This is a genomic window from Ruminococcus sp. 1001136sp1 (assembly GCF_039841815.1).
In the GTDB taxonomy this organism is placed as follows: domain Bacteria; phylum Bacillota; class Clostridia; order Lachnospirales; family Lachnospiraceae; genus Blautia_A; species Blautia_A faecis.
On the sequence record NZ_JBDPGY010000020.1, the window covers coordinates 45,043 to 69,366 of the forward strand.

The 24,324-nt window shown below is 42.9% G+C and carries 18 protein-coding genes; 16 read left to right on the forward strand and 2 right to left on the reverse strand.

Going from position 1 to position 24,324, the window contains the following annotated elements; genetic code table 11:
• Nucleotides 1-57 precede the first annotated feature (57 nt).
• Together ABHC48_RS16375 and srtB are read left to right on the forward strand one after the other, a co-directional pair.
• Nucleotides 58-6,444: a SpaA isopeptide-forming pilin-related protein gene (locus tag ABHC48_RS16375; RefSeq protein ID WP_334285702.1), complete on the forward strand. Its 6,387-nt coding sequence runs from the start codon at nt 58-60 to the stop codon at nt 6,442-6,444.
• A 68-nt stretch (nt 6,445-6,512) separates the two neighbouring features.
• On the forward strand, nt 6,513-7,241 hold the full coding sequence (gene srtB / locus ABHC48_RS16380; RefSeq protein ID WP_173718709.1) for a class B sortase: 729 nt from the start codon (nt 6,513-6,515) through the stop codon (nt 7,239-7,241).
• An 82-nt stretch (nt 7,242-7,323) separates the two neighbouring features.
• Here srtB and ABHC48_RS16385 read toward each other — a convergent pair whose 3' ends face one another.
• Nucleotides 7,324-7,695 carry a type II toxin-antitoxin system RelE/ParE family toxin gene (locus ABHC48_RS16385; RefSeq protein WP_118580600.1) on the reverse strand — a complete coding sequence of 124 codons (372 nt, stop codon included), beginning with the start codon at nt 7,693-7,695 and terminating at the stop codon, nt 7,324-7,326.
• A complete protein-coding gene (locus tag ABHC48_RS16390; RefSeq protein ID WP_195700031.1) occupies nt 7,692-8,000 on the reverse strand; it encodes a type II toxin-antitoxin system RelB/DinJ family antitoxin in 309 nt (102 codons plus the stop codon). Before ABHC48_RS16390 ends, ABHC48_RS16385 begins: the two co-directional genes overlap by 4 nt.
• 204 nt (nt 8,001-8,204) lie before the next feature.
• Between ABHC48_RS16390 and ABHC48_RS16395 the strand changes: the two genes are divergently transcribed.
• The 14 genes from ABHC48_RS16395 to ABHC48_RS16460 all read left to right on the forward strand — a co-directional run bounded on the left by ABHC48_RS16395 (nt 8,205) and on the right by ABHC48_RS16460 (nt 24,082).
• Nucleotides 8,205-8,354 (forward strand): hypothetical protein, encoded by a 150-nt coding sequence (locus ABHC48_RS16395; protein WP_237925509.1) that lies wholly within the window; start codon nt 8,205-8,207, stop codon nt 8,352-8,354.
• 402 nt (nt 8,355-8,756) lie between these two features.
• Complete coding sequence (locus ABHC48_RS16400) at nt 8,757-9,347, forward strand: single-stranded DNA-binding protein (RefSeq protein ID WP_173718710.1); 591 nt, start codon at nt 8,757-8,759, stop codon at nt 9,345-9,347.
• A 16-nt stretch (nt 9,348-9,363) separates the two neighbouring features.
• Entirely contained in the window at nt 9,364-9,756 is a 393-nt protein-coding gene (locus ABHC48_RS16405; protein WP_147422317.1) for a DUF4870 domain-containing protein, read from the forward strand.
• A complete protein-coding gene (locus ABHC48_RS16410) occupies nt 9,753-11,975 on the forward strand; it encodes an ATP-dependent RecD-like DNA helicase (protein WP_195700030.1) in 2,223 nt (740 codons plus the stop codon). Before ABHC48_RS16405 ends, ABHC48_RS16410 begins: the two co-directional genes overlap by 4 nt.
• A gap of 69 nt (nt 11,976-12,044) precedes the next feature.
• Nucleotides 12,045-13,826 carry a hypothetical protein gene (locus ABHC48_RS16415; RefSeq protein WP_195700029.1) on the forward strand — a complete coding sequence of 594 codons (1,782 nt, stop codon included), beginning with the start codon at nt 12,045-12,047 and terminating at the stop codon, nt 13,824-13,826.
• Nucleotides 13,827-13,842: 16 nt separating this feature from the next.
• Nucleotides 13,843-16,398 carry a hypothetical protein gene (locus ABHC48_RS16420; RefSeq protein ID WP_177271824.1) on the forward strand — a complete coding sequence of 852 codons (2,556 nt, stop codon included), beginning with the start codon at nt 13,843-13,845 and terminating at the stop codon, nt 16,396-16,398.
• A 13-nt stretch (nt 16,399-16,411) separates the two neighbouring features.
• The gene (locus ABHC48_RS16425; RefSeq protein ID WP_195700028.1) at nt 16,412-16,876 is read left to right on the forward strand and encodes a hypothetical protein; all 465 of its coding nucleotides are present in this window, start codon (nt 16,412-16,414) and stop codon (nt 16,874-16,876) included.
• Nucleotides 16,877-16,942: 66 nt separating this feature from the next.
• Entirely contained in the window at nt 16,943-17,143 is a 201-nt protein-coding gene (locus ABHC48_RS16430) for a hypothetical protein (RefSeq protein WP_177271826.1), read from the forward strand.
• 46 nt (nt 17,144-17,189) lie between these two features.
• Nucleotides 17,190-17,372: a hypothetical protein gene (locus ABHC48_RS16435; RefSeq protein WP_173718716.1), complete on the forward strand. Its 183-nt coding sequence runs from the start codon at nt 17,190-17,192 to the stop codon at nt 17,370-17,372.
• A gap of 18 nt (nt 17,373-17,390) precedes the next feature.
• Nucleotides 17,391-19,601: a hypothetical protein gene (locus ABHC48_RS16440; RefSeq protein WP_177271827.1), complete on the forward strand. Its 2,211-nt coding sequence runs from the start codon at nt 17,391-17,393 to the stop codon at nt 19,599-19,601.
• Nucleotides 19,601-22,018 (forward strand): hypothetical protein, encoded by a 2,418-nt coding sequence (locus tag ABHC48_RS16445; protein WP_177271828.1) that lies wholly within the window; start codon nt 19,601-19,603, stop codon nt 22,016-22,018. The genes ABHC48_RS16440 and ABHC48_RS16445 overlap by 1 nt, the downstream gene beginning before the upstream one ends.
• A complete protein-coding gene (locus ABHC48_RS16450) occupies nt 22,015-22,695 on the forward strand; it encodes a hypothetical protein (RefSeq protein ID WP_177271829.1) in 681 nt (226 codons plus the stop codon). Before ABHC48_RS16445 ends, ABHC48_RS16450 begins: the two co-directional genes overlap by 4 nt.
• A gap of 24 nt (nt 22,696-22,719) precedes the next feature.
• Nucleotides 22,720-22,995 carry a hypothetical protein gene (locus ABHC48_RS16455; RefSeq protein ID WP_177271830.1) on the forward strand — a complete coding sequence of 92 codons (276 nt, stop codon included), beginning with the start codon at nt 22,720-22,722 and terminating at the stop codon, nt 22,993-22,995.
• Between the two features lie 169 nt (nt 22,996-23,164).
• Complete coding sequence (locus ABHC48_RS16460; RefSeq protein ID WP_177271831.1) at nt 23,165-24,082, forward strand: tyrosine-type recombinase/integrase; 918 nt, start codon at nt 23,165-23,167, stop codon at nt 24,080-24,082.
• Nucleotides 24,083-24,324 lie beyond the last annotated feature (242 nt).

Here is a 24,324-nt window from a genome sequence, read left to right on the forward strand (position 1 = left end):
ACCATACCACATAAGTACCAGGGACAGACCATTATCTAGCAGGAGAGGAGAAAAACATTGGGTAAATTTAAGAGAAAAAGATGGCTTGCGGGTGCAATGGCTTTTGTGCTGTGCTGCAGCAGCTTCGCTTCGACAGGTACTTTTGTAGTATCCGCGGAATCGGAAACTGAGGTGGCGCAGGAAGCCATATCGGAACAGATGGTAGAAAAATCAGAGGAAGAGCTGATTGCGGAAACGACCTCCGATCCTTCCCTTGCCATTGAAATTGAGCAGGGAGCAGCCTTTGATGTCCAGAAAGATTTTACCGGACTGGGATTAAAGGACGGGGATAAAGCGGAGCTGAAAAAAGCAGCTATGGAGGACGGAACCAATTTTGATCCGGCAAGACCAGGATCCTATAAATGTGTCTACCGGATTACGCCAAAAGAGGGGGATTCTTATCTGGTTGCCAGGACCATCACGGTAACGGAAAAAGAGCCGGAGACTCAGGCAGCAGGAGATTCTGGTACAGAAGAGTCAGGGGACAGCGAGGATCCCGATCCTTTGCCAGAACAGCCGGTCGTGGTCGGGGAAGCTCGTTCGGAAGAGGAAAGCCAGGAGTCTGATCTGACAGAGGTACCAGAAGAAGGAGAAATTTCCGATGAAACTGTGAACCCAAGTGAGAATCCAGATAGTAACACTACAGAGTCCGAAGAGACTATATCCGAAGACGATGGCTTTGCCTCTGACATTTTACCAGAAGAGGAGTTTGATTCGGAACTGGAGCGTGCCGAGGAAGAGGTTACCGTAGATCCGGAAACTGGCCTGACGCTTGGCGAAGTGTTAGAGCAGGCAGAGGAACAGGAAATTGATTTTTTAAGCCTGGAAGAGGGCGAAACGGTTTCTTTTATTGCTACCTATGCCAGCACCAGAACCGATGTGGATGTGACAAGGGGAACCTGCTATTACTACAGTGATTATGGGCTTGGCAGTTATCTGACCTATAAATATACGGTCAAATTTGACAATGTCAGTGCAACCGCTTATTGTATTCAGCCCTCGAAAAACAGCCCTGGGGATGGTGTGTATAAGATCACCAAACTTGGGGATGGTAAAAAGCTTGCAAAAGTGTGCTACTACGGAACCAAAGCTTCTGGTGTAAATGGCTTTTTCAAACAGGAGCATCCGGATTTTTCCGCAGGAAAACAGTTTGTCATTACCCATCTTGCGGTTTCTTATGCAAGCGGAGGTGACGATGCTTTTTCCGGGGCAAACTCTACCGGACAGGCTCTTGCCATGGAACTTTATGAATATTGTATGGCACAGCCGGATATCCCGGATGTCGCCATGGAGTTTTCCAATGACAACGTAACAGCTTATATAGATGGAAACGAGCAGCGTACGGAGGAAATCAAATTTAAAGCCGATTCCTTACAGAACATTACCATGAAGCTCCCCGCTGGCGTGGTTTTCCATAACGTAGATACAGGAGAAGCAAGTGCTGCCGGAGTCAGTATAAAATTATATGGTGGAACTACTTTTTACTTATCCGCACCGCTTGACCAGGCGGCAAAGGTAGCGGGATCCTGGAAGTCTACGATGAAAGGTTACATTACGAAAGACTTTTCGGCGTATAAAGTAACGACCGGTACCGATACCCAGAACCTTGCCCTGGTATTTGGTGAGGGCGTCGACGATGAAAAATTCATAGATTTTTCCGTCACCTGGCTTCAGCAGGCTACTATCGAGATCATCAAAAAAGATAGGGGCTCCAATGCCCTGTTAGCAGGTGCGGTCTATGGTGTCTATAGCGACGAGGCATGCCAGAACCTGATTACAGAAATGCCGCCAACGGATGCAAATGGCGTTTCTTCTGTGACAATTGACAAAACCCAGGATGTGGTTTACTTAAAAGAGATCACAGGTCCCTCTGGCTACCTTGTGGATGCTACCGCCCACGGCGTGTCACTTGTGATGGGAAGCAAAGTTACACAGGAGCTGTTTGACGATGAGAAAAAGGCTTCCCTTACCGTTTACAAAGAGGGTGAGGTATTAACAGGGGCAGATGTGACTGAGGAAAAGGTAACCTTCCGTTATGAAACAAGAAAACAAAAAGGAGCCGTGTATAACGTCTATGCAGGCGCTGACATTGTGGCAGCAGATGGCTCTACCGTTTATAAGAAGGGTGACCTTGTAAAAGAAGGTCTGATCACCGGGGAAGATGGAAGTGCAACCCTGGATAACTTAAATTTGGGAACCTATGTGGTAACCGAGACACAGGCACCGGACAAACTCATCTGCACTGGGGAATCCAAAACCGTAACCTTATCCGCTGCCAGTGAAAATGAGGAAGTTTCTTTTAGCACCGTAACCTTTACGAATGACAGGCAGAAAGCTTCTGTGTCACTGGTGAAACAGGACGGGGACACCAAGCAGCCATTACCTGGTGCCATCTTTGGCATGTACGCAGGAAACGATATTGTATCCGAGGACGGTAACGTGATCGTAAAGAAGGATACCCTGATCGAAAAGGTGGCAACTGCTGCGGATGGAACCGGGCATTTCAGCGCGGATCTTCCGGTGAATAACTCCTACTATGTAAAAGAGCTTCAGGCTCCGCAGATGTATGTGTTAAATGCAGCGGATGTTTATTCCTTTGCATTTAACTACGCTGGGGACAAAGAGGCAAACGTGGAATTTACCCATATCTTTACCGATGAGCGTGTACGTGTGAACCTCCATCTTTCCAAGGAAGACAGTGAAACAGGAAAGAGCGCACAGGGAGATGCCACTTTAAAAGGCGCGGTTTACGGACTGTATGCAAGGGAGGTGGTCACTCATCCGGATGGTGTCAGCGGTGTCCTGTATCCCAAAAATGCACAGGTGGCAACCCTGACAACAGATGCAGATGGAAATGCAAGTGTGTCCGATCTCTATCCTGGAAAATACTATGTAAAAGAGATTACCCCTCCTGAGGGCTACGTCCTTGACGAAAGAGAGCATGATGTAGAGGGCACCTATGAAGGTGACCAGGTAAAAGAAATCGAGCGTACCATCACGGTTACTGAGGATGTAAAGAAACAGCCGTTCCAGCTGATTAAGACCGCCAATAATGGAAAAACAGATGCGGATCTGTTAAAGGGTGCCGGATTTTCGGCCTATCTGGTGAGCAGCCTAAATACAAAAGAGGATGGCTCCTATGATTTTGAAAATGCAGTTCCGGTCGTATTAACTGAAGATGGAAAGACGGAAATCTTTACGGATGAAAAAGGTTATGCCTGCACCATTCCCCTTCCCTATGGAACTTATATCGTAAGGGAAACCACTACCCCTCATAATTTCAAACCTGTTGATGATTTTACGGTTGTGATCAGCGAGAACAAGTCAGAACCCCAGGTTTGGAGAGTGTTATTGGACGATGAATTTTCAGCAAAATTAAAAATCATCAAACAAGACGATGAAACCAAGAAGCCGGTCCTTCTTGCAAACACCGAGTTTAAGATCTACGACCTGGATGCAGGAAAATATGTGGAGCAGACCACAACCTATCCAAGTACCGTAACCCATAAATCTTATTTCACCGATGAAAACGGTTATTTAATCCTGCCAAATGCTCTTAAATGCGGCAACTACCGGATTGAGGAAGTAACTGCCCCGGATGGGTATATCCAGAATACCAATTTCGTTGAGATTAAAGTAGACAGCAACACTGCTTACCAGATGGATTCCACAACTGGGGATGCGATCATCACGGTTGTCTATGAGAACCATCCGGCAAAAGGAAAGCTCATCATCCATAAATCTGGGGAAACCTTAAAATCTTTCAAAAAAGATTTTATCTACGAGGAAACTTCCCTTTCTGGTGCTGAGTTTGCGGTTTATGCCGCAGAGGATATTTATACCCCGGATCACCAGGTGGATGAAGCGGGCAACCGCACTGTCATTTACCCAAAAGATACGCTGATCCAGAAGGTTACCACAGATGAAAAAGGAGAGGCCATTCTAAATGATCTGCCCCTTGGTACCTACCGTGTTGTGGAAACCAAAGCACCAACCGGATTTGTCATTAACTCGGACAGCCAGGAGCTTACCTTCCTGTATAAAGATCAGAACACTCCAGTTGTGGAAGAAACCGTGGAATTTTCCAATAAGCGCCAGAAGGTAGAACTTAAAGTGGTGAAAGAGGATGCCGAAACTGGTAAAAAGCTGGAAGGTGCCGAGTTTGGAATTTATAACAATAATGACATTTATTCCGGCGATAAGGTAATTGTAAAGGCAGATACCCTGCTTCAGAAGGTAAAGAGTGACAAAAATGGACTGGCACAGATTACCCTGGACCTGCCGCTTGGCAAGTATTATGTGAAAGAGCTTCAGGCACCGGATGGCTATGTTTCCTCGGATGAAATCCTGGAATTTGATGCCAGCTACCAGGGACAGGATGTAAAAGTAATCAAATTAAAAGCCACCAAGAAAAACCAGCCAACCACCGTGGAAATCACAAAGGCAGATGTAACGACCGGCGTGGAACTGGACGGAGCTTCCTTAATTATCCTAAATAAAAAAGGCGAAGTGGTAGATTCCTGGACATCTGTAAAAGACAAGCCGCATGTAATCAAAGGCTTAAAGGTTGGAGAAATCTATACTCTCAGGGAACAGATCGCACCATACGGCTATTTACGCACCACTGATATCAGCTTTCAGATTTCCGATACCGCAGAGGTACAGAAGGTAAAGATGGAAGATGATGTGCCGATTGCACGCCTGCTGGTAAATAAAAAAGGGGAGTTCATAGATGATGTTACCCTGCTTGACAATGCAAAAGGTGTGGTGGAACATTTCTTTAGCTATGTAACTGGAAGTCTGATGGATGTTTCCTTTAACGTGTACGCGGCTGAGGACATTAAAGCAGCAGATGGTGTCAGTGAAAACTACTACACAAAAGATCAGCTTGTGGGTACCATTACAACGGATGGAACAGGTATCGCAGAGCTTGACAATCTGCCTCTTGGTAAATATTACATTATCGAAAAAGAAACTTCCTATGGATATGTATTGGATGATGAGCCAAGATATGTAGACCTTACCTACCGCGACCAGGACACCCCGGTGGTAACCTATAGTGCAGACTGGCAGAACCGACGCCAGAAGGTGCAGGTAAATGTTCTGAAAAAAGAAAAGGACAGTGAAAAGGTTCTTTCCGGAGCCATTTTTGGACTGTTTGCAGCGGAAGATATTGTATCTGCAAGCGGCAAAATCCTGATTGAGAAGGATACCATCATTGAACTGAAGACCACAGATGAAAGCGGCTGGATCCACTTTATGGCAGACCTTCCAATCAGTGCAAAGTATTACCTCAAGGAAATCTATGCACCAAACGGGTATGTGCGTGGAACCGAAACACAGGAGTTTACCTTTGAGTACCAGGGAGATAAAACCACCCAGGCAGTCTATGAATTTACTTTTGAGGATGTGCAGACTTCTGTGGAGCTTTCCAAGGCGGATTTAACAGATGGAAAAGAACTTCCAGGCGCGTCCTTGCAGGTTTTAGATTCCAATGGAACTGTAGTAGAAGAATGGATTTCTACCGATGAGCCACATCTGATCCGTGGCCTGCTGGTAGGCGAAACCTACACCATGGTAGAAACCAAACCGGCAGATGGCTACACCACCGCAGAAAGTATTGAATTTAAGGTGGAAGATACGGCCGAGGTTCAAAAACACCAGATGCTGGATGATGTGACAAAAGTAGAAATTAGTAAAACGGACGTGACAGATTCCAAGGAAGTACCTGGCGCAAAATTAACCATCCTGGACAAAGATGGAAAAGTGGTGGAAAGCTGGGTATCAAAAAAAGATCCGCATATGGTGGAGAAGCTTCCAGTTGGAACCTATACCCTTCGGGAAGAACAGGCACCAGATGGTTACCTGGTTGCAGAAGAGGTATCTTTTGAGGTCAAAGATACTGGAGAAATCCAGAAGGTGGAAATGAAAGATGCCCGCCCAGTTGGAAAACTGGTTCTTAAGAAAACCGATGCAGAAGATGGCTCCCCTCTTGCTGGAGCAGAGTTTGAACTTCGGATCAAGAAATCCGGAAAAGTTGTGGCAACCCTTGTCACAGATGAAGAGGGCGTTGCTACAAGCGGAGATATTCCAATCGCTTCTTATAAAGATGGAAAGATGAAAAAAGAAATCGAGTATATCCTGGTTGAAACCAAAGCGCCGGATGGCTATGTGAGAAGCGAAAAAGAGGAATCCATTGTATTTACCTACCAGGACGATAAGACAAAAGAAATCGAGATCACAAAAGAACTTACCAATGAGCGGATCCCGACTGGTGACTATGTAAAATCCCCGAAAACAGGAGATGACACTAACATTTGGCTGCCAATCCTTCTTCTTGTTTTATCCGTTGGAGGAATAGCCGGAATCTTCTGGTACACCAAAAAGAAAAATCACGAGGAATAAGAAAAATGGACTGTCACGTTTGTGGCGGTCCTTTTTTCTTGCAAAAAAATTGGAAGTGGAGGAAATTTATGAAGCAGGTAAAAGAAATGGGGATTGTAGCGGTGTGCCTTTTGCTGCTTGGGTTTGGTATCTGTATGGGAGCTGGGACGTTTCTCATGTATAGGGACGGAGAGCAGGAATATGACACCCTGCGGGAATACGTTGCCGTGGAGGAGCCAAAAGAAAGGAAAGATGGAGAAACACCGGAGGAAAACCAGGAAGAAACGGTTACCGTGGATTTTGAAGCCCTAAAAAAAATAAATCCAGAGATCATTGCCTGGATACGGATCCCGGACACCAGGATTGATTATCCGGTTGTGCAGGGAACTGACAATGAATATTATCTGAAGCATACCTTTAAAAAGACGGAACATGTGGCAGGAAGTATTTTTCTGGATAAAGATAATAGTCCGGATTTTACCAACCGTAAAACTATTCTATACGGGCATAACATGAAAGATGGCAGCATGTTTCAGGGGCTGCATAAATATGAAAGTGAATCGTATTTACAGGAGCATAATAAGGTATATCTGTATTTACCAGATGGGGAAGCCTTAACCTATACCGTCATAAAATGTGGCTATGTAAAAGCGGATAGTGATACCTTCTGGCTGGGAGAACAGGTGGAGACCAGGACACTTTTGTTATCCACCTGCGGCTCTGATTCTTCAAAACGGCTGGTGCTTTTTTGTGAACTGCCAGAGAAAGGTGAAGAGTCAGAGACAAATGGTGAGGATATAAGTATAGAAGTCTTTTAATTGCAGGAAGTTAAAATGCCATCTTTGATAGCAAAATTATCAAAGATGGCATTGTTTAGAAAGTGAAACTTAATTCGAGTTATTATGGCGTTTCCATATTTGCAGAAAAGGAAGTTATGGTCTCTGATTGCTTTGTGTGAAATTTTAACTGATTTTCAATATCACGTCCAGCGTACATTACTCTAAGAATTGTTACGACTTTCTTATTGGAATCAGGAATATAAAATATCACATAATTATCTACAGGTAATACACGAAGTCCACGACTTTTCCATGGTTCATTTTCATATTTTCGATACCGTTCTGGCATAATATCCAGACTTAAAATCTGTTCTTCAAGACGATCAAGCTGTCCGCTTGCATTTTCAGGGGATTGCAATTCAAATGCAATATATTCAAAAATCCCTCTTAAATCGTTGTCAGCCTGTTCAGATAATTCAACCTCATAGATTATATGCCATAATCATTGCGGATATCTGCAAAGGCTTTTTTCGCATTTTTAACCCGTCCAGCTTGCATATCCGAATATCCTTTCTCCAATTCTTCATTGAATTCTGTTTCAGATAATGTATGAATGTCAACTGGTCTTGAAGATGGTAATTTCACTTCAAATGGAAGTCCCCTCTGTAAAATAATCTGTTTATAAAACATATTAATAGCACTGGAAGCTGGAATTCCAAGCGTAGACAAAATGTTTTCTGCTTTTTCTTTTACATCTGGTTCGATTCGTGCATATAAATTTGCTGATTTTGCAGCCATATAGATCCGCTCCTTTCAAGAGAAATAAGATATCTATAGTTATTATACACAAATGTCAGTACAATAGCAATACAATCTTGGGATTGAATCAGGTATAAATGGTGAATAGCTACTGTTCTGGAGACGATAAGATATATAGCAGAATATCTTCTTGACTATGATATATATCGCGATATGTACTAAACATAGAAAAGGAGCTTTGCTATGATGACAGCAAAATTGTTTGAAGATGCAGTGCATAGTGCAATGGTGGAATCTGTTCATGCAGATTATATCATTACAAGAAATTTGAAAGATTTTACCAAAAGTAAAGTTATGGCATTTACACCAACCGAACTTTGGGCAAGAATTTGACTCTTGTAGTAAAAATGAAAAACATATTGTTTATAACACAAAATACAGAAAATGAATTGTTGACGCATACTATATCTTGTGTTATTATGATTTTGAGATTTATATTTGTGCCTGTAAAACAGGTAAAAAAATTTGGTTTCGGAGAAGCCCGAAAGAAAAATATGAGGAACATGGTTCCTGCCTTTTGTGAGAAATTAGGTCATTTAGAATGAAACGTTCTAAGTGGCCTTTTTTTATTGCAAAAAAACAAATACGAATCAACATCTTGAAAGGAGGAAAAATAAAAAATCCAAAAGAAAGGAGATCGGAAGAACTGGTAAAAGAAGGAAAATGATAACGGACATTTGGGATTCATTCTGAATGTTTTTTGTTATCGAATCAAAAACAACAAGGAGTGTGCACATGAATAAGTCTATATTTATCGGACGGATGGCAACGGATCCAAAGGTGATGTCTTCAGCGGGAAAAAAGACAGTCGCGTATTTTCGGATTGCGGTTGAGCGAAATTTCAAGCAGGAAGGAGCTCCGAATGCTGATTACTTTAGCTGTGTCACATTTGGGGAAAGAGCTGAGTTTGTAGCAAAGTATTTTTATAAGGGCAAAAAAATCGCTTTAGAGGGCGAGATGCATAATGATAACTATACAGGTAATAGTGGCGAAAAAGTATATGGTATGAGACTGCTTGTAAACGACATTGAGTTTGTAGACAGTAAGGACGAAAGTGAAAATGTGAGCCAGAACGGACGTACCAATCGGAATTCCTCACAGCCCTCACGAAATAGTGGATCAAATTCCAATGGACGATCCAGCCAGAATCCAGGAAATTCCTATCAAAATTCGCCATACTACAAAAACACGAACCAGGGGAAAACAAACCGTACAGGAAGTAAACCACAACGAGCCCAGTCTTCACGCCAGACTTCACAAAACCGCTACAACGTAGACGAGGAATTTATGAATATGGGAAATGAAGAGATGGGAGATTTTTGCTGATAACAAAGGAGAAAAAATGGAACGAGTAAAAAAATGGTGCCAGGCACACCAAAAAGCCTGCCTGATAACTGGAATTATAGGAATGCTTCTGTCACCCTTTTTATGGCCGCTGTTTTTAGCAGTGATTGTACAGAGTCTGACACTGGGGCTTCCAATTGCAGCAGGTATCTATTGTTACAAATATCTAAATGAAAAAAAGGAGAATCCGAATGAGAATGATGAACAAAAACACAGCCACCCTGAAACCAAGAAACCAGCTCCCGGTAAAGTACGCGGTCATGCTGAAGCGCCCGGTGGCGTTCAAAAGAGTCCGGATGAAACGCGGTCAGAACCGGTAAAACAGAGGAGAAAGCAAGGAAGAAAACAGGGAAGAAAAAGAGGTGTTTCCGGAGGTGATGGACCAAAATGAAATGTAAAGCAGTCCGGTGTATCTATTACAATGCAGGAAATGGATACACCGTTGCCTCCTATGTAACGGAAGAAACCCTTCCCAAGGAAGTAAGCAGCCAGAAAAATGGCAGATATGGCATGTTTGTGGCAGTTGGAAATGAGCTTCCGACTGAGGATGGCCTTGAAGTAGAACTGAACGGAACCTGGAAAGACGGAAAATTTGGAATGCAGTATAAGGTTTCTTCTTTTCAGATTGTATTACCCACGAGCACAGAAGGAATCAAGGCATACCTGGCCTCTGACCTTATCAAGGGAATCGGGCCAGTACTTGCCGAGCGGATTGTAGACCGTTACCAGGAAAATACGTTTGAAGTTCTTGAAAAAAATCCTGAGAAGTTATTGGAAATCAAAGGCATTACCCGAAAAAAGCTCTCAGAGATTCTGGAAGGATACCGTGGAAGCGAGACTTTGCGGCAGTTAATGGTGACCTTATCTCCCTTTGGGGTGACACCAAGGAAGGTGGCGCAGATCCAGGAACACTTTGGAAATGCAGCCCCACTCATTATTCAGAACACGCCATTTCGTTTGTGCGAGATTCCTGGGTTTGGATTTCTAACGGTGGATCCGATTGCGGTAAAAGCAAAGAATTTTAAGCCAGATGAGCCTATGCGGATCAAAGCGGCGATCCTTCATATTATGTCGGAAGCAGAGGGCGAAGGCCATCTATACCTGACTTGTGAGGAAATCTTAAAGCGGACAGCCCTGCTTTTAAACCATAAAAAGGAAACCGGACTGGTGCCAGAAAGAGCCATCCGGGATGCCGGAAATGAAATGATCCGTAAGGATGGGACCCTGGTGTGTAGTGATGGCGGATTTTATTTAAAGAATAGTTTTCGTGCAGAACTTGGAGCCGCTGCATCTCTAGTTAAACTGATCCTGCGAGGTGGGACACAAAGTTATCAGGTGGACTCCATTATAAGCAGCATTCAGAAAAAAGAGAAGATTCTACTAAATGTCAGGCAAAAAGAAGGAATTTTAAGAGCGTTTCAATATCCGGTTACCATCATTACCGGAGGACCTGGACGTGGAAAGACGACAGATATCAGCTTTATCATTGAGGTAGAGAAAATTCTTCATAAGAACGCGGAGATACTGTTATGTGCTCCAACTGGTCGTGCCAGACGAAGGATGAGTGATTGTACTGCTTATCCCGCTCTGACGATTCATAAAGCAATTGGGTTAAAAGGAGAAGCGGGTGAGGAAGAATGGGACGAAGAGAGTATGCTGGAGGCATCTCTTATCATTGTGGATGAGTGCAGTATGATCGACATGCCACTTATGGATAAGTTTTTGTCTCGGGTTCCTATTGGAACCCGCCTGGTATTCTTAGGCGATAAAGACCAGCTGGAATCAGTGGGACCGGGAAACGTATTTAAAGAGATGATCGAATCTGGTGTGATCCCAGTTACGATACTAACAGAGAGCTTCCGGCAGGAAGGAAAATCCACGATTATTCAGAATGCGGATAAGATAAACGAAAGGAAAACCAATCTGGTTTTTGATGATACATTCCAGTTTTATCCGGCAAAAGATGATGAAGAAGCTGCTGAAATTATCCAGAAGCTCTACCGGGAAGAACTTCAAAAAAACGAAAACCGGGTAGAAGGGGTTCAGGTACTCTCCCCACTTCGAAAGGATACGAAGGTAGGTGCAGATGCATTAAATCCTGTCCTTCGGGATATCGTGAATCCGAAGCGGTACGGTTATCCGGAAATTAAGAATGGATCGACTACATATCGGGAGAGAGATCTCGTTATGCAGCTGAAAAATGAGGAAGATGTGGCAAACGGTGACGTTGGAGAAGTCCTAAATATCTATAAAGCAGACGGGAAAAGCAGGATGCGTGTAGATTTTGGGGATGGAAAAATCATGGAATATACCGAATGGGATATATGGCCGCTAAATCTGGCTTACTGTATCACCGTCCATAAGGCACAGGGCTCGGAATATCCAGTAGTGATTCTGCCGATGCTCACCTGTTTTTATCGGATGCTGCGGAAAAATCTTTTCTATACGGCAGTCACAAGAGCAAGGCGTGGGGTGAAAATAGTAGGAAGTAAAGAGGCAATGGTAATCGCAATCAATAACGATACGGTGAGCAAACGAAATACCATGTTTGGTTACCGGATCAAAAAGATTTACAAAGCCTACCTGGAACAGGAAAAGAAATCAGCATAACAAACAAAGATCAGCAGGATATGAGACGCAAAATGCTCATACCCTGCTTTTCCATATGGAGGAATCAAAATGCCAGAAATCTGTTTTTATGAACCGTGGACCTATCAATTGGCATTGCCGGAAAAAATTGAGGCATATTTAAAGTTTGCAAAGAAAAAAAGAATCAGCTATGAAGCGGAAGACTGCTCCAGATATAATACGCGGACAAATGGAAAATCTGCAAAGCTTCATCCGCCTACATTGGCTGCTATTTTTAAGCTTTTGGGAATGAAAGAAAAAGAAGAAGGTGCTGCCGGAATTCAGCTGGCAGAAAAGTCTGTTCGTTATTTTTGCCTGGAATACCCGGTGGAGCAGGAACTTTGTGTCATGACGTACAATTATCAAAACGGAAGATTCTGTGGAATTAGAAAGAAAAATGATCCCGCAGGAGAAACAACAAAGATGCCTGGCGTTTTAAAGGGAAAATCTACCGGGGAGGAGTATCTTGCAATGCTTGTCTATGCAAGTATAGTTCCCGAAAGCCAGTATTACGACGATGAGTTTCATACCTGCTTTGATGAACTGAAACGTGCTATAAAAGCAGGACTGGCGGGGCAGGCGCTCAAAATGTCCTTTCGCTGCTGTGATAACCTGTATCTGCGGATGACTGCCACAACGGAGGATGCCATTTCTTTTGACCGGAACCAGTTTGCGGAAGGAAAACTGAAGGATAGTTTTCATCCATTTGACCTGAACTCCGGAATTTATGCGCCAAATGCCTGTATAATTGGTACTTTTAAAGTGCTGGGAGTAAAAGGAAGGAAGAAAGGTGCTGCGATTTCGGAGTTAAAGATGGAGTATGCAGGACATTTTAACTGCCGGCATAGTGAAAAAGAGAGGATCCCCACGCTTCCAGAGGATTACATTGTGAGCCAGGAGGTGGAAGAAATCCTGGAAATGGTCGTTCATACCCCGGCAAGGCTTTTTATGATGACGGGGGAAGCGGGAACTGGAAAAACCACAGATGCCAGGATGATCGCACAGATATTAGGTCTTCCCTATTATGTATTTACCTGTGGGCCTGGTACAGATGAGCTGGAGCTTCTTGCAAGTACGGTACCAAACATGGGAACGAAAAAGAAAACGCTTCCAGTGCTTCCAGCCTTTTACGACCTTCAGATGGATCCAGCTTCCGCACTTTGTGTACTTAGCGGAACCTATGAAGAGGGCATTTCAGAAGAAGCTGCATTTGAAAAACTTTTGCGCCTTGCTTATGAAAAAGGATATGAAAGTGCAAGGGCAGAGAAGGATTTTTTGTTGCGGGAATCAGAGATCATAAAAGCGTGCCGTCTTCCTTCCGTTTTGGAAATTCAGGAGCCGTCCATGATTGAAAAACCAGGGACGCTTACAAGACTGAACTCTCTTTTTGATGATGGAGCGGTGACAGATCTGATTAATGGGGAAAAAATAAAGAGAAATAAAGATACCATTGTGATTATGACTACAAACCTGGATTATGTGGGCTGCGGAAATTTTAACCAGTCGGTCTTATCCCGTATGAGCCTGATCCAGCCCAAGCAAAATCTCACAGAAGAGGAAATGAAGCGGCGGGTTATTGCACGTACCGGATATGGGGATGAGAAAGGCTTAAACTTTATGGTTTCGGCCATTCAAAAAATCCATGCTTATCTGAAGGAAGAAGATCTTCAGGATGGTGTGTGCGGCTATCGGGAACTGGAAAACTGGGTGCGTACCTTTCAGGCAATTAAAGATGTCAGGCGCGCGGCACAGGTTGCGGTTATCAGTAAAGCCACAATGGATCCGGAGGAACAGGAACATCTGATGAAGACCTATGTGGAACCGTATTGTTAGAAACAGGAGAATCGAAATGAAGGATACTTATAGAGAGCGGATCAAGGAAGAACAAAAAAAGTTAAGCCCCAGTCAGGTCTTTTTTTCAGAAGGTTATCGGAAACTTTTTCGGGACCTTGCAAATGAAGTGGCAGGGGAAAAACTGGAGCAGCTGCTTTTGTACCAGAGTACAGAAGACGGACTGGCAGGCTGGAATGATGGGAAACGAATCGGCATCAACATTGGCAATCTCATCACAGGCAGCTTTTTAGAACTGGAACAAAAAAGTGACAGCCTGATCGGGATATTAGGACATGAATGCGGCCATGCCAGATTTACGGATTCTGTACTTCGGAAAGTCTATGTGCAGAACATGCTGGCAGGCGTCTGGTATCCGGATGCACCAGAGCCGGAAAACGAGGACGAAGAAAAAGCCCTGAATGAGATGGATACCTGTCTGGCCGGGAAAAATCCAGTGGTGGTTCCCCTTCTGACAGAATGTGCGTCTTATATCAGCAACCTTTTAAATGATGTGTACATAGAGGAAAAGATGTGCAGCCTGTTTCCTGGAAGTATCAAAAAAGGAATTCTGATCAACCGGAGACGAAACGTGGAATGGATTCCCCCGTTAAAAGAACTGCTAGAGGGAAATTCAGATCCGGTTTCTGTTTTTTTAAAGGTACTTGTACAGTATGCCCTCCGGGGATATGCCAATTCCTGGAATATGGAAAGCTGTGAGATGCTGGATACCTTAAATGAGGTGAAGCAGTTTGTGAATCTGTCGGTGACAGCGGACAGTGATCTTATCCGTTACCAGGCCACCAACCAGATCCTGCTTAAGATGTGGAAGTATTTTCGGAATCTTTTGGAAGAATTGAAGCAGGAATGTCAGGAACCAGAAGAAAACGAGGAAGAACGACCACAGGAAGAAGAACCGCCGGAAGCAGAAATGCCTCAGGAAGAACCATCAGAAAAAGAGCCGCCAGAAGAGGACGAGCCACAAGAGGAACCGTCGCAGAAAGAACCACCGCAGGAAGAACCGGAAGAAGAAAAATCAGCAGGGGAAGAAAATTCTACAGAGGAAGATAGAAAAGAGGCATCCCAGGGAGAAGGAAAATCCGTGGGAGAAGATGAAGAGGAAGAAACAGAAGAATCCTCCACAGGAGAAAAGGAATCCAAAGAAGAGGAACCTGTAAAAGAAGGTGATACTTCTGGGGATAACAACTGGGAAGCTTCTAAGCAGACCGGGGATGAGGAGTCTCCAAATGCCTCAGAGGAGGAAAATAAATCAGAAACGGTATCTGAAAAAGCTTCTTCAGAAGAGAAATCTAAGGAAGCTGTAGGCGGTAAAGAAGGTCTAAAAGATTTTTCTTCGGATTCCTCCGATGAGGATCTTCCGACAGATGTATCCGGAAATGGAAAGGACGAGGCGAAAACCGGGAAACAAACAGAAGAGCTGACGGAAGAACAACTAAAAAAGCTGGAGGTCGCCATGGGGGAGTATCTAAAAGAACTGACCGAAGATCTTCCCAAATTTATTCAGGAATCGGAAGTGGATGAGACTGCCTTACCGGAACTTGAAAATGCCACGGTGGTCCAGGTTTCGAAAGAGGATAAGGAAGAACGGGAAGGCGCAGATGAAAAATCTGACCTTATACTGCAAAAAATCCTTTTAGATTTAGTATCAGAAACCGTGGACCAGGACATGGGAGTAGAAGCCCAAATCCGTCTGCAGGAGGAACTGGATGGAATGGAATTTGAAGCAGCCCATAACATGGTAAAAAAAGAGGTTCTGTATAAGAACACCTTCACAGAAACAGAAAAAAGCTGGCTGTCTGCATATGAAGCTTCGGCAAGAAAGGTAGAAAAAAGGCTTCGGACCAGGCTTCTTCCAATCCTGGAAAACCAGAAGGAACGGACGGAACGTCGGATGTATCTTGGAAAAAAGCTGGATATGCGTGCCATTGCGGATCCAGGCGGTGCCGTATATAAGCGGACATTTCCCGGAAAGAAAACAGATGCGGTGGTCTGCGTGTTGGTGGACAATTCTGGTTCCATGATAGGCCATCGTATAGAAGCAGCCAAGGTAGCAGCCCTCACCTTATACGATTTTTGCAGACAAGCCGGAATCCCCATTCTGGTTTACGGGCACCATACGGATGGTTACGATCATCGTGATCCAAGTGGGGAAACTGTTTATTTTCATAGTTATGCAGAGTTCGAGGAAGACAGAAATGACCGTTTGCGGATCATCACTATGGAAAACGATGGCAGTAACCGGGACGGGGCAGCCCTTCTATTTATGGCAAATAAGCTTTTAAAACGTCCGGAAAAACAAAAACTGTTGTTCCTTATCAGTGACGGACTGCCAAATGCAACCTGTTATTTTGGAAGCTATGCTATAGCAGACTTAAAAAAAATCAAGGAAAAGCTCGGAAAGAAAGGAATTTTGTTTCAGGCAGCAGCGATTGGCTGGGATAAAGAAGCTATCCGGAAGATTTATGGAAATGCCTATCTTGATATATCAAGCTTAGAGCAGCTTCCCATCCGACTGACAAAGCAGCTGGCAAAATTACTTCGAAGAGTAAACTAAAAGGAGGAGCATGATGCAGCATAAAAAAAGAAAAAAGATTTATTCCGAACAGTTGTTACAGATCCATGAGGATTCAAAAAAGATACATCCGGGAAAGGAAATCTACGCAACCGGGTATGTGATCGAGCTGAAAAAAGATTGTTATTTTGCAGGCTTTCAGGATGGAAAAATTCTGTGCCGCTCATTTGAGTATGCCCGTTATTTTTCTAACACCCACAGTGCGGAACAGTTTGTAAAAGAATATCTTGGATATGCAGGATTAAGATGCAATCTTTGCAAGGTGGCCTGGGGGCTTGCCGTTCACGGATTAGAGCCCGGATGGAAGGAAAACCTGAAGCCCTATAAAAACCAGGGGCAGATCCTTCAGTTCTCGTCTTATCACGATGGCGTAAACTATCAAAAAGAAAACCATCTGGAACAGACAACCTATGTTCTGCCTCTTGTGGACAGGGAAAAAGAACTTTATATTGCAGCGTAACTTTTTGGGGGACAAGTCGTCCCCCTTAATTAATAGGAAGAAATAATTTTAAATGGAGGCAATAACATGACCGTAAGGAAAGCTGGAAAAGGAATCGTAAGAAGCGGAGGCGGAACTTACCAGATTGGATATACCGATCTGTATGGAAGGGAACGGGAAACGGAACTTAGTGCATTCGGGATGAAGGATCTGGAAGAATTGTGGAGTTCCTTGTGTCCGGAATTTGAATGCCGAAAAAACAGTATCCGCTATATAGAAAGAGCATGAAAAGAAAAACGCAGGGCTTGGTGCCTGCCGAAATGGAGTGAAAAATATGGGAATGTATCATAAAAACCACCTGGTAGGACCTGGATTTAAAAGAATGGCAAAACGCCAGACTTCAAAAGGCATGAGAAGGGCAGCGAAAAAAAGCTGTCAGGAACATTTTGAGGACAGTATTACACTGACCAGAAAAAGCCATAACCTGCATGGGATTGATGCATTTAAGTTTAGTTGAAAAAAGGAGAAGTAAAGAATGGAATGGAACATCTATAAAGACTGGCTGGATCCCGTCTTGTACCGGCAGATGGTGTCCATGATCTATCAGCTGTCCTCAAATGCGGACAAAGAAGCATTTTTAAAACAGGAGAGAGAAAACAGCCTGTTTTATGGAATCTGTGAGCACAGCATGGAGGAAGAATATAATCTTCACTATCCCGGAGAAGTATTAGAGCGTATGAAAGAGCGGAGAACCATGACAAAACCGGTTTACCGGGCTCTTGGGCTTGCGCTTGCAGGGACATCCTGCATTCAGGAGACCTGTATGTTTAATGGTACCCAAAAAAGCGGCTTCTGGAAACAGTTTGGCAAGGTACTTGGAGAAAAGGATTTGTGTTACCTTGCAGTCCGGTGTCTGCTTGCAACAAAAGATCGCAGGCTCTGGGTGGATGCCCTGCACCAGTATCCATACGAAAAAGTGGAGGAAATGATCTTTATCCTTTCCGTTTTTCCAGAGTCGGATACGTTATGGCAGAAATTAAAGGGAAAGATCGCGGCCTGCTTTGGAAGGGAACGCAGGCTGTCTGTTTACGAAGACTGGCATTTTTATGCCTGGATTGCCATGAAATATGAGAAACGGCTGAAAAATGACCGGACCAAAGAAACTGCGGTGTTAAAACAGGTGGTAAAACTTTCCCAGACAAATGCGGCGAATGCAAACGGGGCGTTGGAGGAACAGCTTATAAAAAATGGATATCAAAAAGAAGAGGTCATTTTTTTAAATGGCATATTGACAGGGGCACGAAGATACCTGGATCCGAACTCATTGACCGCGGAGAAGATTGCAGTAAGGGTATTGAAAACCTTTCTGCCAGGAGAAAAGATGTATCCAGATGTGGTGTATGAGTTATGTGAAACTCTTTTAAGAAAATACGACTGTTTTCCAGTGCGCCTTGGTGGACAGGAAAAAATCCAAAATTGCCTGTATGGAATGAAGGTGGAAAATGTCCGGACTTTTTTAACGCTGTTTCCTTTTCGAAAAAATGGGATGAAAGAGTGGCATTATATTAATTTAAACCAGGAAAAATGGCACTGCCTGGTGGCACAGATTAAGGAGGAAGAGTTTGAAAAGTGCGTAAATGACACCCTGCGAAATGGGACATTTGAAAAACCAGAGCTGGAATCCTATCTTGCAGCCTATCAAAAGCTGACCGGACGGGAGTATGTGGAAATCTTCTGGAAGAAAATAGATTACGATCTTCGTCATGTCTTTCATCTGTTAAGCGAAAATGAGATCCTGGATGCCGTCGGTCTTATGAAACAATTTTTAAAGGAATACCGGGAAATGAGAAACAAAGAACCGGATCAGGATGCTTTTGAACCGATCCCTTTTATCGGAGAGGCTGATACCGGGGAGAATCAGACCGGGGAGGCAGAAAAAGTATTTGGGGAGAAATGGGATAGCATGTTGTATTACCTGAAAGCAGATATGGAAGATATAAATACCATGACCAGTTTTTCCATGTTAAAGCTCGTCATTACCCAAATTGGAATAGAGGGAATCCCAGGAATTCTGGAACCATGGAGCATGCTTCAGAGATCCTTTTCGTTGTATCCGTATGGAATTAGTCGTGGAGAATGCGAGATCTGCCGCCCGCTGTTGGAAAGAGGTGTACATCAGGAATTATTTATGTGGATCGAGGAACATCTGTTTTTAACAGATGTTGGAAACTACATCAGCTTTTTGAGGAGCATCCTGTTAAAAGACAGTACAGGACTTTGGATGGAACCAAAGGAAGCTATGCAGATGGCAAAAGAAATCCTTCCCTATCTGGAGGACAGTAGTGGGAAAGAAACGCTGCGAAGAAAATACATGTCAGAGGAAGAGCTGCGAAGCCTTGAAAGGGAAAAGGAGTGGAAACAGGTGCAGGAAACAAGGATGAGAAAGCTGGAAGAGGAAAAGAAAATCAAAAAGGAATTTAATCTTCTGCTTCGGAAAAATAAGGGGACAAATCAGCTTTTCGAACAGATCTATAACTTTTATTACTATGGAAGATATACGGAAAATTCCTTACGTGCCAGGATCATTCTTTCCTATATGCGGGATTATCTGGACAGAAGAGGAAAAATTGTAACCAGCAAAGAGGAAATAAAATATCTGTTGTTGCTGTTTCAGAACCTGTATAAAAATGAACAGATAGCGTTAGAGGGCATCAGGCAGATGATAGATTTGATGGAGGTTGCATAATGATAGAAGTGATAAAAAGACATTTAGCGGAACGAAATATGCTAAAAACGGCGGGCCTGTCTCTTTGTTACCTGGCAAAAAAGGGAGAAGAAAAATGTGTACGGGCAGCAGAAGCCATCATTCAAAATGAAGTTATGGATGTGATCCCGTTCTTGGGGGAACAGGTATGTTTGTACATGATGGAAGATCCGGAAACGATTACCTATCTTGGAATCCTGAAAAAAGAGGGATGTGAGCTGAATGCATACCGGTTCCAGCGGATCCTATTGGATGCGGGGACAGATAAAGTTTCGGATTTTTCTTATGAACAGGTAAAAGCCGTGTATTTTGATCCGCTGGTAACCGATGGAACCGCTTATTCTTATATGAAATATTATGGAGAGCAGAATGTAAGCAAAGAAGAAAAAGAACAGCTGGTAAAAAGTATTGCCATGTGTATGGAGGTGCTGGACTTTGAGAAGGCAGGGGAAAAAGACCATATGCTGCTTGTGAATCCGGTATTCTCATCAGAGCTGCTGCTTGATCTATTGGAAAATGTAAACAACCTTAAAATTCTTCAAGATCAAGGTTTGATGGAGCTTGTCAATACGCTTGCCGGGTATGAAGCTGAGATCCAGTCTCTAAATCAGAAACAGTTCGATCAGATGAAGGAAAGACCTGTTGAGATACTGGAAAAGTTAAGGATTGTGACCGGGTACATTCCAAAAGACAAGCTGACGGATGGATTAAACTTATGGCTGTGGAACGAAGCTCTGTATGAGGATCTTTGTAAGCTGGAACGGGCATTTACAGATGGTGCGGATCCGGCGGAGGTATTTTCTAGCAAAGTGTCCTATGTGAATACCCTGTACCAGAATCCCTTATCTAAAATTTCTCTGTCCAGTTTAAGTGTAGAAAAATCAGAACTTCTATTATATGCCATCACACAGAAAAAGAAGGCATTCTTAAATCTCATCAATGAGGAACCGGAACTTTTTTATGATCTTCTAAATGCTTCCATGCTGTTAAAGAAAGAGATGTACCAGGAGTATATAAACTTAAATACCCTCAACCGGAAAAATTTAAAAGATAGTGCGGATCTGATTTTATCGAATGACAGATTCGAACTTTTGGCAAAGCGGGAGCATACATTTGAAGAGTTAAAGCTTCTTTGTACTGCAAAAGAGGCGTTGATCCGTTTGTATGAACAGCTGACCTGCAAATGTGATGAAAGACTCATGGTTCTTCGGGAACTGATAAAACGGGAGTGTGTGCCGTATTCCTTTTGGAAAGGACAGATAGAACCACTTGCAGCTGCATTATCCAAAAAGCCGTTATCCAGATGGATCCGGGAGGACTTTCGGAACATTTCGGATTTAAGCTACGGAACGGCACTGTGGCTTCTTGTTTACCGGGAGCAGCTAAAAGGCATGGAAAAAGAGATCACCATGGAACAACAGGCCCTCTATCTGTTAAAAGATCTGGTACTGGTAAAAGAGTGTGATTCGTTAAGTGAATTAAAAGAAAAGCTGATCTTAGGGGATGTTTCCTGGAGGCTGCTAAAAGAAAAACTGTCGTTTTCAGAAGAATTTGTACAAAATAATGCTGCTCGGATTGGCAACTTTCTATTTGTAGGTGGGGCTGAGATCATGGAAACTTTTCTGGAACGGCAGCCCTCCAAAATCGAAGAGATCCGGAGACTGGTTACAGCAGAGCTTCTTGGAAAATTTGACGAACTGAAATATCCATCTGGGGATCTCATGCGTGAGATTGATTTTGAGGTATCCGAAGAAGCGGAAAAAGAATGGAAAAAAGACAGGACTTTTACTAGAGGAAACCTGGTATTAAAAGAGGAAACCGGTCTTCTTCCAGTCATGCAGATTGGAGAGATTCCAAGCTATTCCTGCCTCTCCTACCGTTCAGGGTTAAACAGCGATTGCCTGTTATCCTGCTTTGATTCGAATAAAAAGTTTTTCTTTATCCGAAAAAATGGACAGGTGGTATTTCGGACCATGATACGATTGACAAAGGGATCCTATGTGGGTGACAGAATGCGAAAAAAGATTCAGTTTGCAGATCTGGCAGAACCTGGGGAACCAAAAGAGGAGGAAGGGGAGGAACTGGTATTGTTCTTGGAGCGCTATTACGAGAAGAATCTGACAAATGAGGAAATGGACCAGGCAATATACCTTGCATTTGTGGCTGCAAAAGAAAAAGCCAAAAAGCTGGGAGCCAGGTTGGTTCTTAGCTGCTATTACCAGGATGATGTGAAAACGAAGGAATATATAAAAAGCAATTATTATTTATATATTTCCAAATCCAAAAACGGCAGCCAGTACCTGGATAGCCTATACGGGGAAGCGTCTGTTTCTGCTTCTGGAGACTATAGCAGCAATATTTTTTTGCTGGAAAATAAAGAACAGGAGGTAGCAGCGTGAGCGTGCAGAAGCTAAGAAAAGAAAGGGCAAAGAAGTTAAGATATAAAAAGCCCATTGCAAAAGGGCTGAATTGTCAGGATATTTTAAATAACTTGTATGAAATGTACGAGGAATGTACAAATGTCATTTGGTTTATGGATAACGATCAAGAAACCCTTTTAGAGTCCTTGAATGATGATGAAGCGGAGGCAGAGGAATTTAAAATTGCGTTTTGTAGCTTGCAGGCAGACTGTGACCAGATGATGGAGGATCTTCAGGAAGAGTGGATTCCTAAGTGTTTTGATTTGTTTTTCGTTGCGGCAAAAGCGGGGGATTATCTTGGTTATGATTCCTACGAGCAGGATTATTTTGGAATCCGTGGAAACGAGGCCTGGGTTGAAGATGAGGCAAAAGAAAAGTTAATGCGGCTTACCAAGACTGAATTGATCGCAGCAATGCGTCAGTGCTTTAAGGTTTATCAGTCCTATGTTGGGCTTCAGTATCGGTATGACAACTTGACTGCGGCAATGGCGTTTATAAAAGGGGAGCATACGGACTACCTGGGGATTATAAAGAAAATCGAAGACCTGTATGAGGCTGCCAGTAAAGAACAAGGAGATTATGCGAAATATACACAAGCCTGGCGGGAGTTTGACCGCTTTGCAAAGGAAATCCCAAATGAAGTATGGATATTCTAAGAAAAGATGAGTGAGGAAGTGTGTATGGCAAGGGCATTGTATGATTTATGTAGAAAGGACGGAACGGTGATGGTTTATTCCATCACCGGACCGGAAGTGGCAGCAGCAATCGGCTGTAAGCTGCAGGATGTTTATAATTCTGCGTGTTATGGACAATTGATCCAGCACATCTATTATGCGGAAGTGATTGACCGTCCGCTTAGCAGGAGAAAGGATATTACCCTCTTAACGGAGTATGACCGTGTCCGCAAGGAATTTCTAAAGAGACACAAAAACAGAAGAAAATTGTTTGTTAAATAGGAGAAAGTAAGGGACTGGAAACAGTCCCTTACAAAAATACTGAGAATTGTGACGTGAAGCGTGTTGTTGGGAATGGCAACTCTTTTTGAAAATCGATCGGGTATTTTATGCATTGGTTTTGACAAAAAATATATTTTACAGTACTGTGATAGAAAAAGGAGTATTGGAAATGAAGCTACAGGATAGATTGGAACAATATTTAGAATATTGCATTTACAGAAAAGAACTGGACTCAAAAACGGTAAAAGCGTACCGGATCGACTTGAATCAGTTCTTTTCTTTTGTATGCTGTGATGTGCCAGAAAAAGAAACGATTGAGCGGTATATTACGGAGCTACATAAAAAATATAAGCAGAAAACGGTGAAAAGAAAAATTGCATCGGTAAAAGCCTTTTATAGTTACCTGGAAGAAGAGGAACTGTTAAAACAGAATCCGTTTCGAAAAATAAAAGTTAAATTTAAAGAAACAATAGTTCTGCCTCGGATTATCCCAAGAGATGAGATAGAGCAGCTCTTAAATTATATGTATACTTACCTGAATGGTCTTTCTGGCATTGGATATAAATATGGTTTGCGTGATGTAGCGGTTGTAGAGCTGTTTTTTGCCACTGGAGCCAGAGTATATGAAATATCGAATATTCGAAATGAGAGTATGGATTTGAATTCCGGACGAATAAGAATTATGGGAAAGGGAGGAAAAGAGCGGTATATCCAAATCAGCAATAAAACTGTTATAGAAATTCTGCGGAAATACTATGTAGAAAATGAGAGGGAAATAAAGAAGTGTGGATATTTTTTTGTGAATAATAGAGGAAACAGATACACAGAACAATCTATTCGTTTTATGTTAAAGAAATACACGAAGAATGCTGGGATTGAATCAAAAATTACACCCCACATGTTCCGACATTCCTTTGCTACATATTTGATTGAGGAAGGCGTAGACGTGAGCTGTGTGCAGCAGATTTTGGGGCATTCATCAATAAAAACAACTCAGATCTATATTCACGTAGCAGCCAAAAAGCAAGCGGATATTTTGCGAGAACGACATCCGAGAAATAATATGAAAATTATGGATGCTGCGTGATATTAATATTTAGAATATTGGAGCAGTAGGCCAGCTGAAAGCAGGTGGTCTTTTTTATGTGCATAAATGTGAAATGCTGGAAATCATGTAATAGCATTTCTCAAAAAATAATTATATAGTATTAAAATATGGAAAATTTGTATGAAATTTGATATAATCTTTGTAGATAATTCTTAATTATCTTAATAAATAAGACATTAGGAGGCAGTGAAATGATTTCACAAGAAAATTCGACAGGTAGA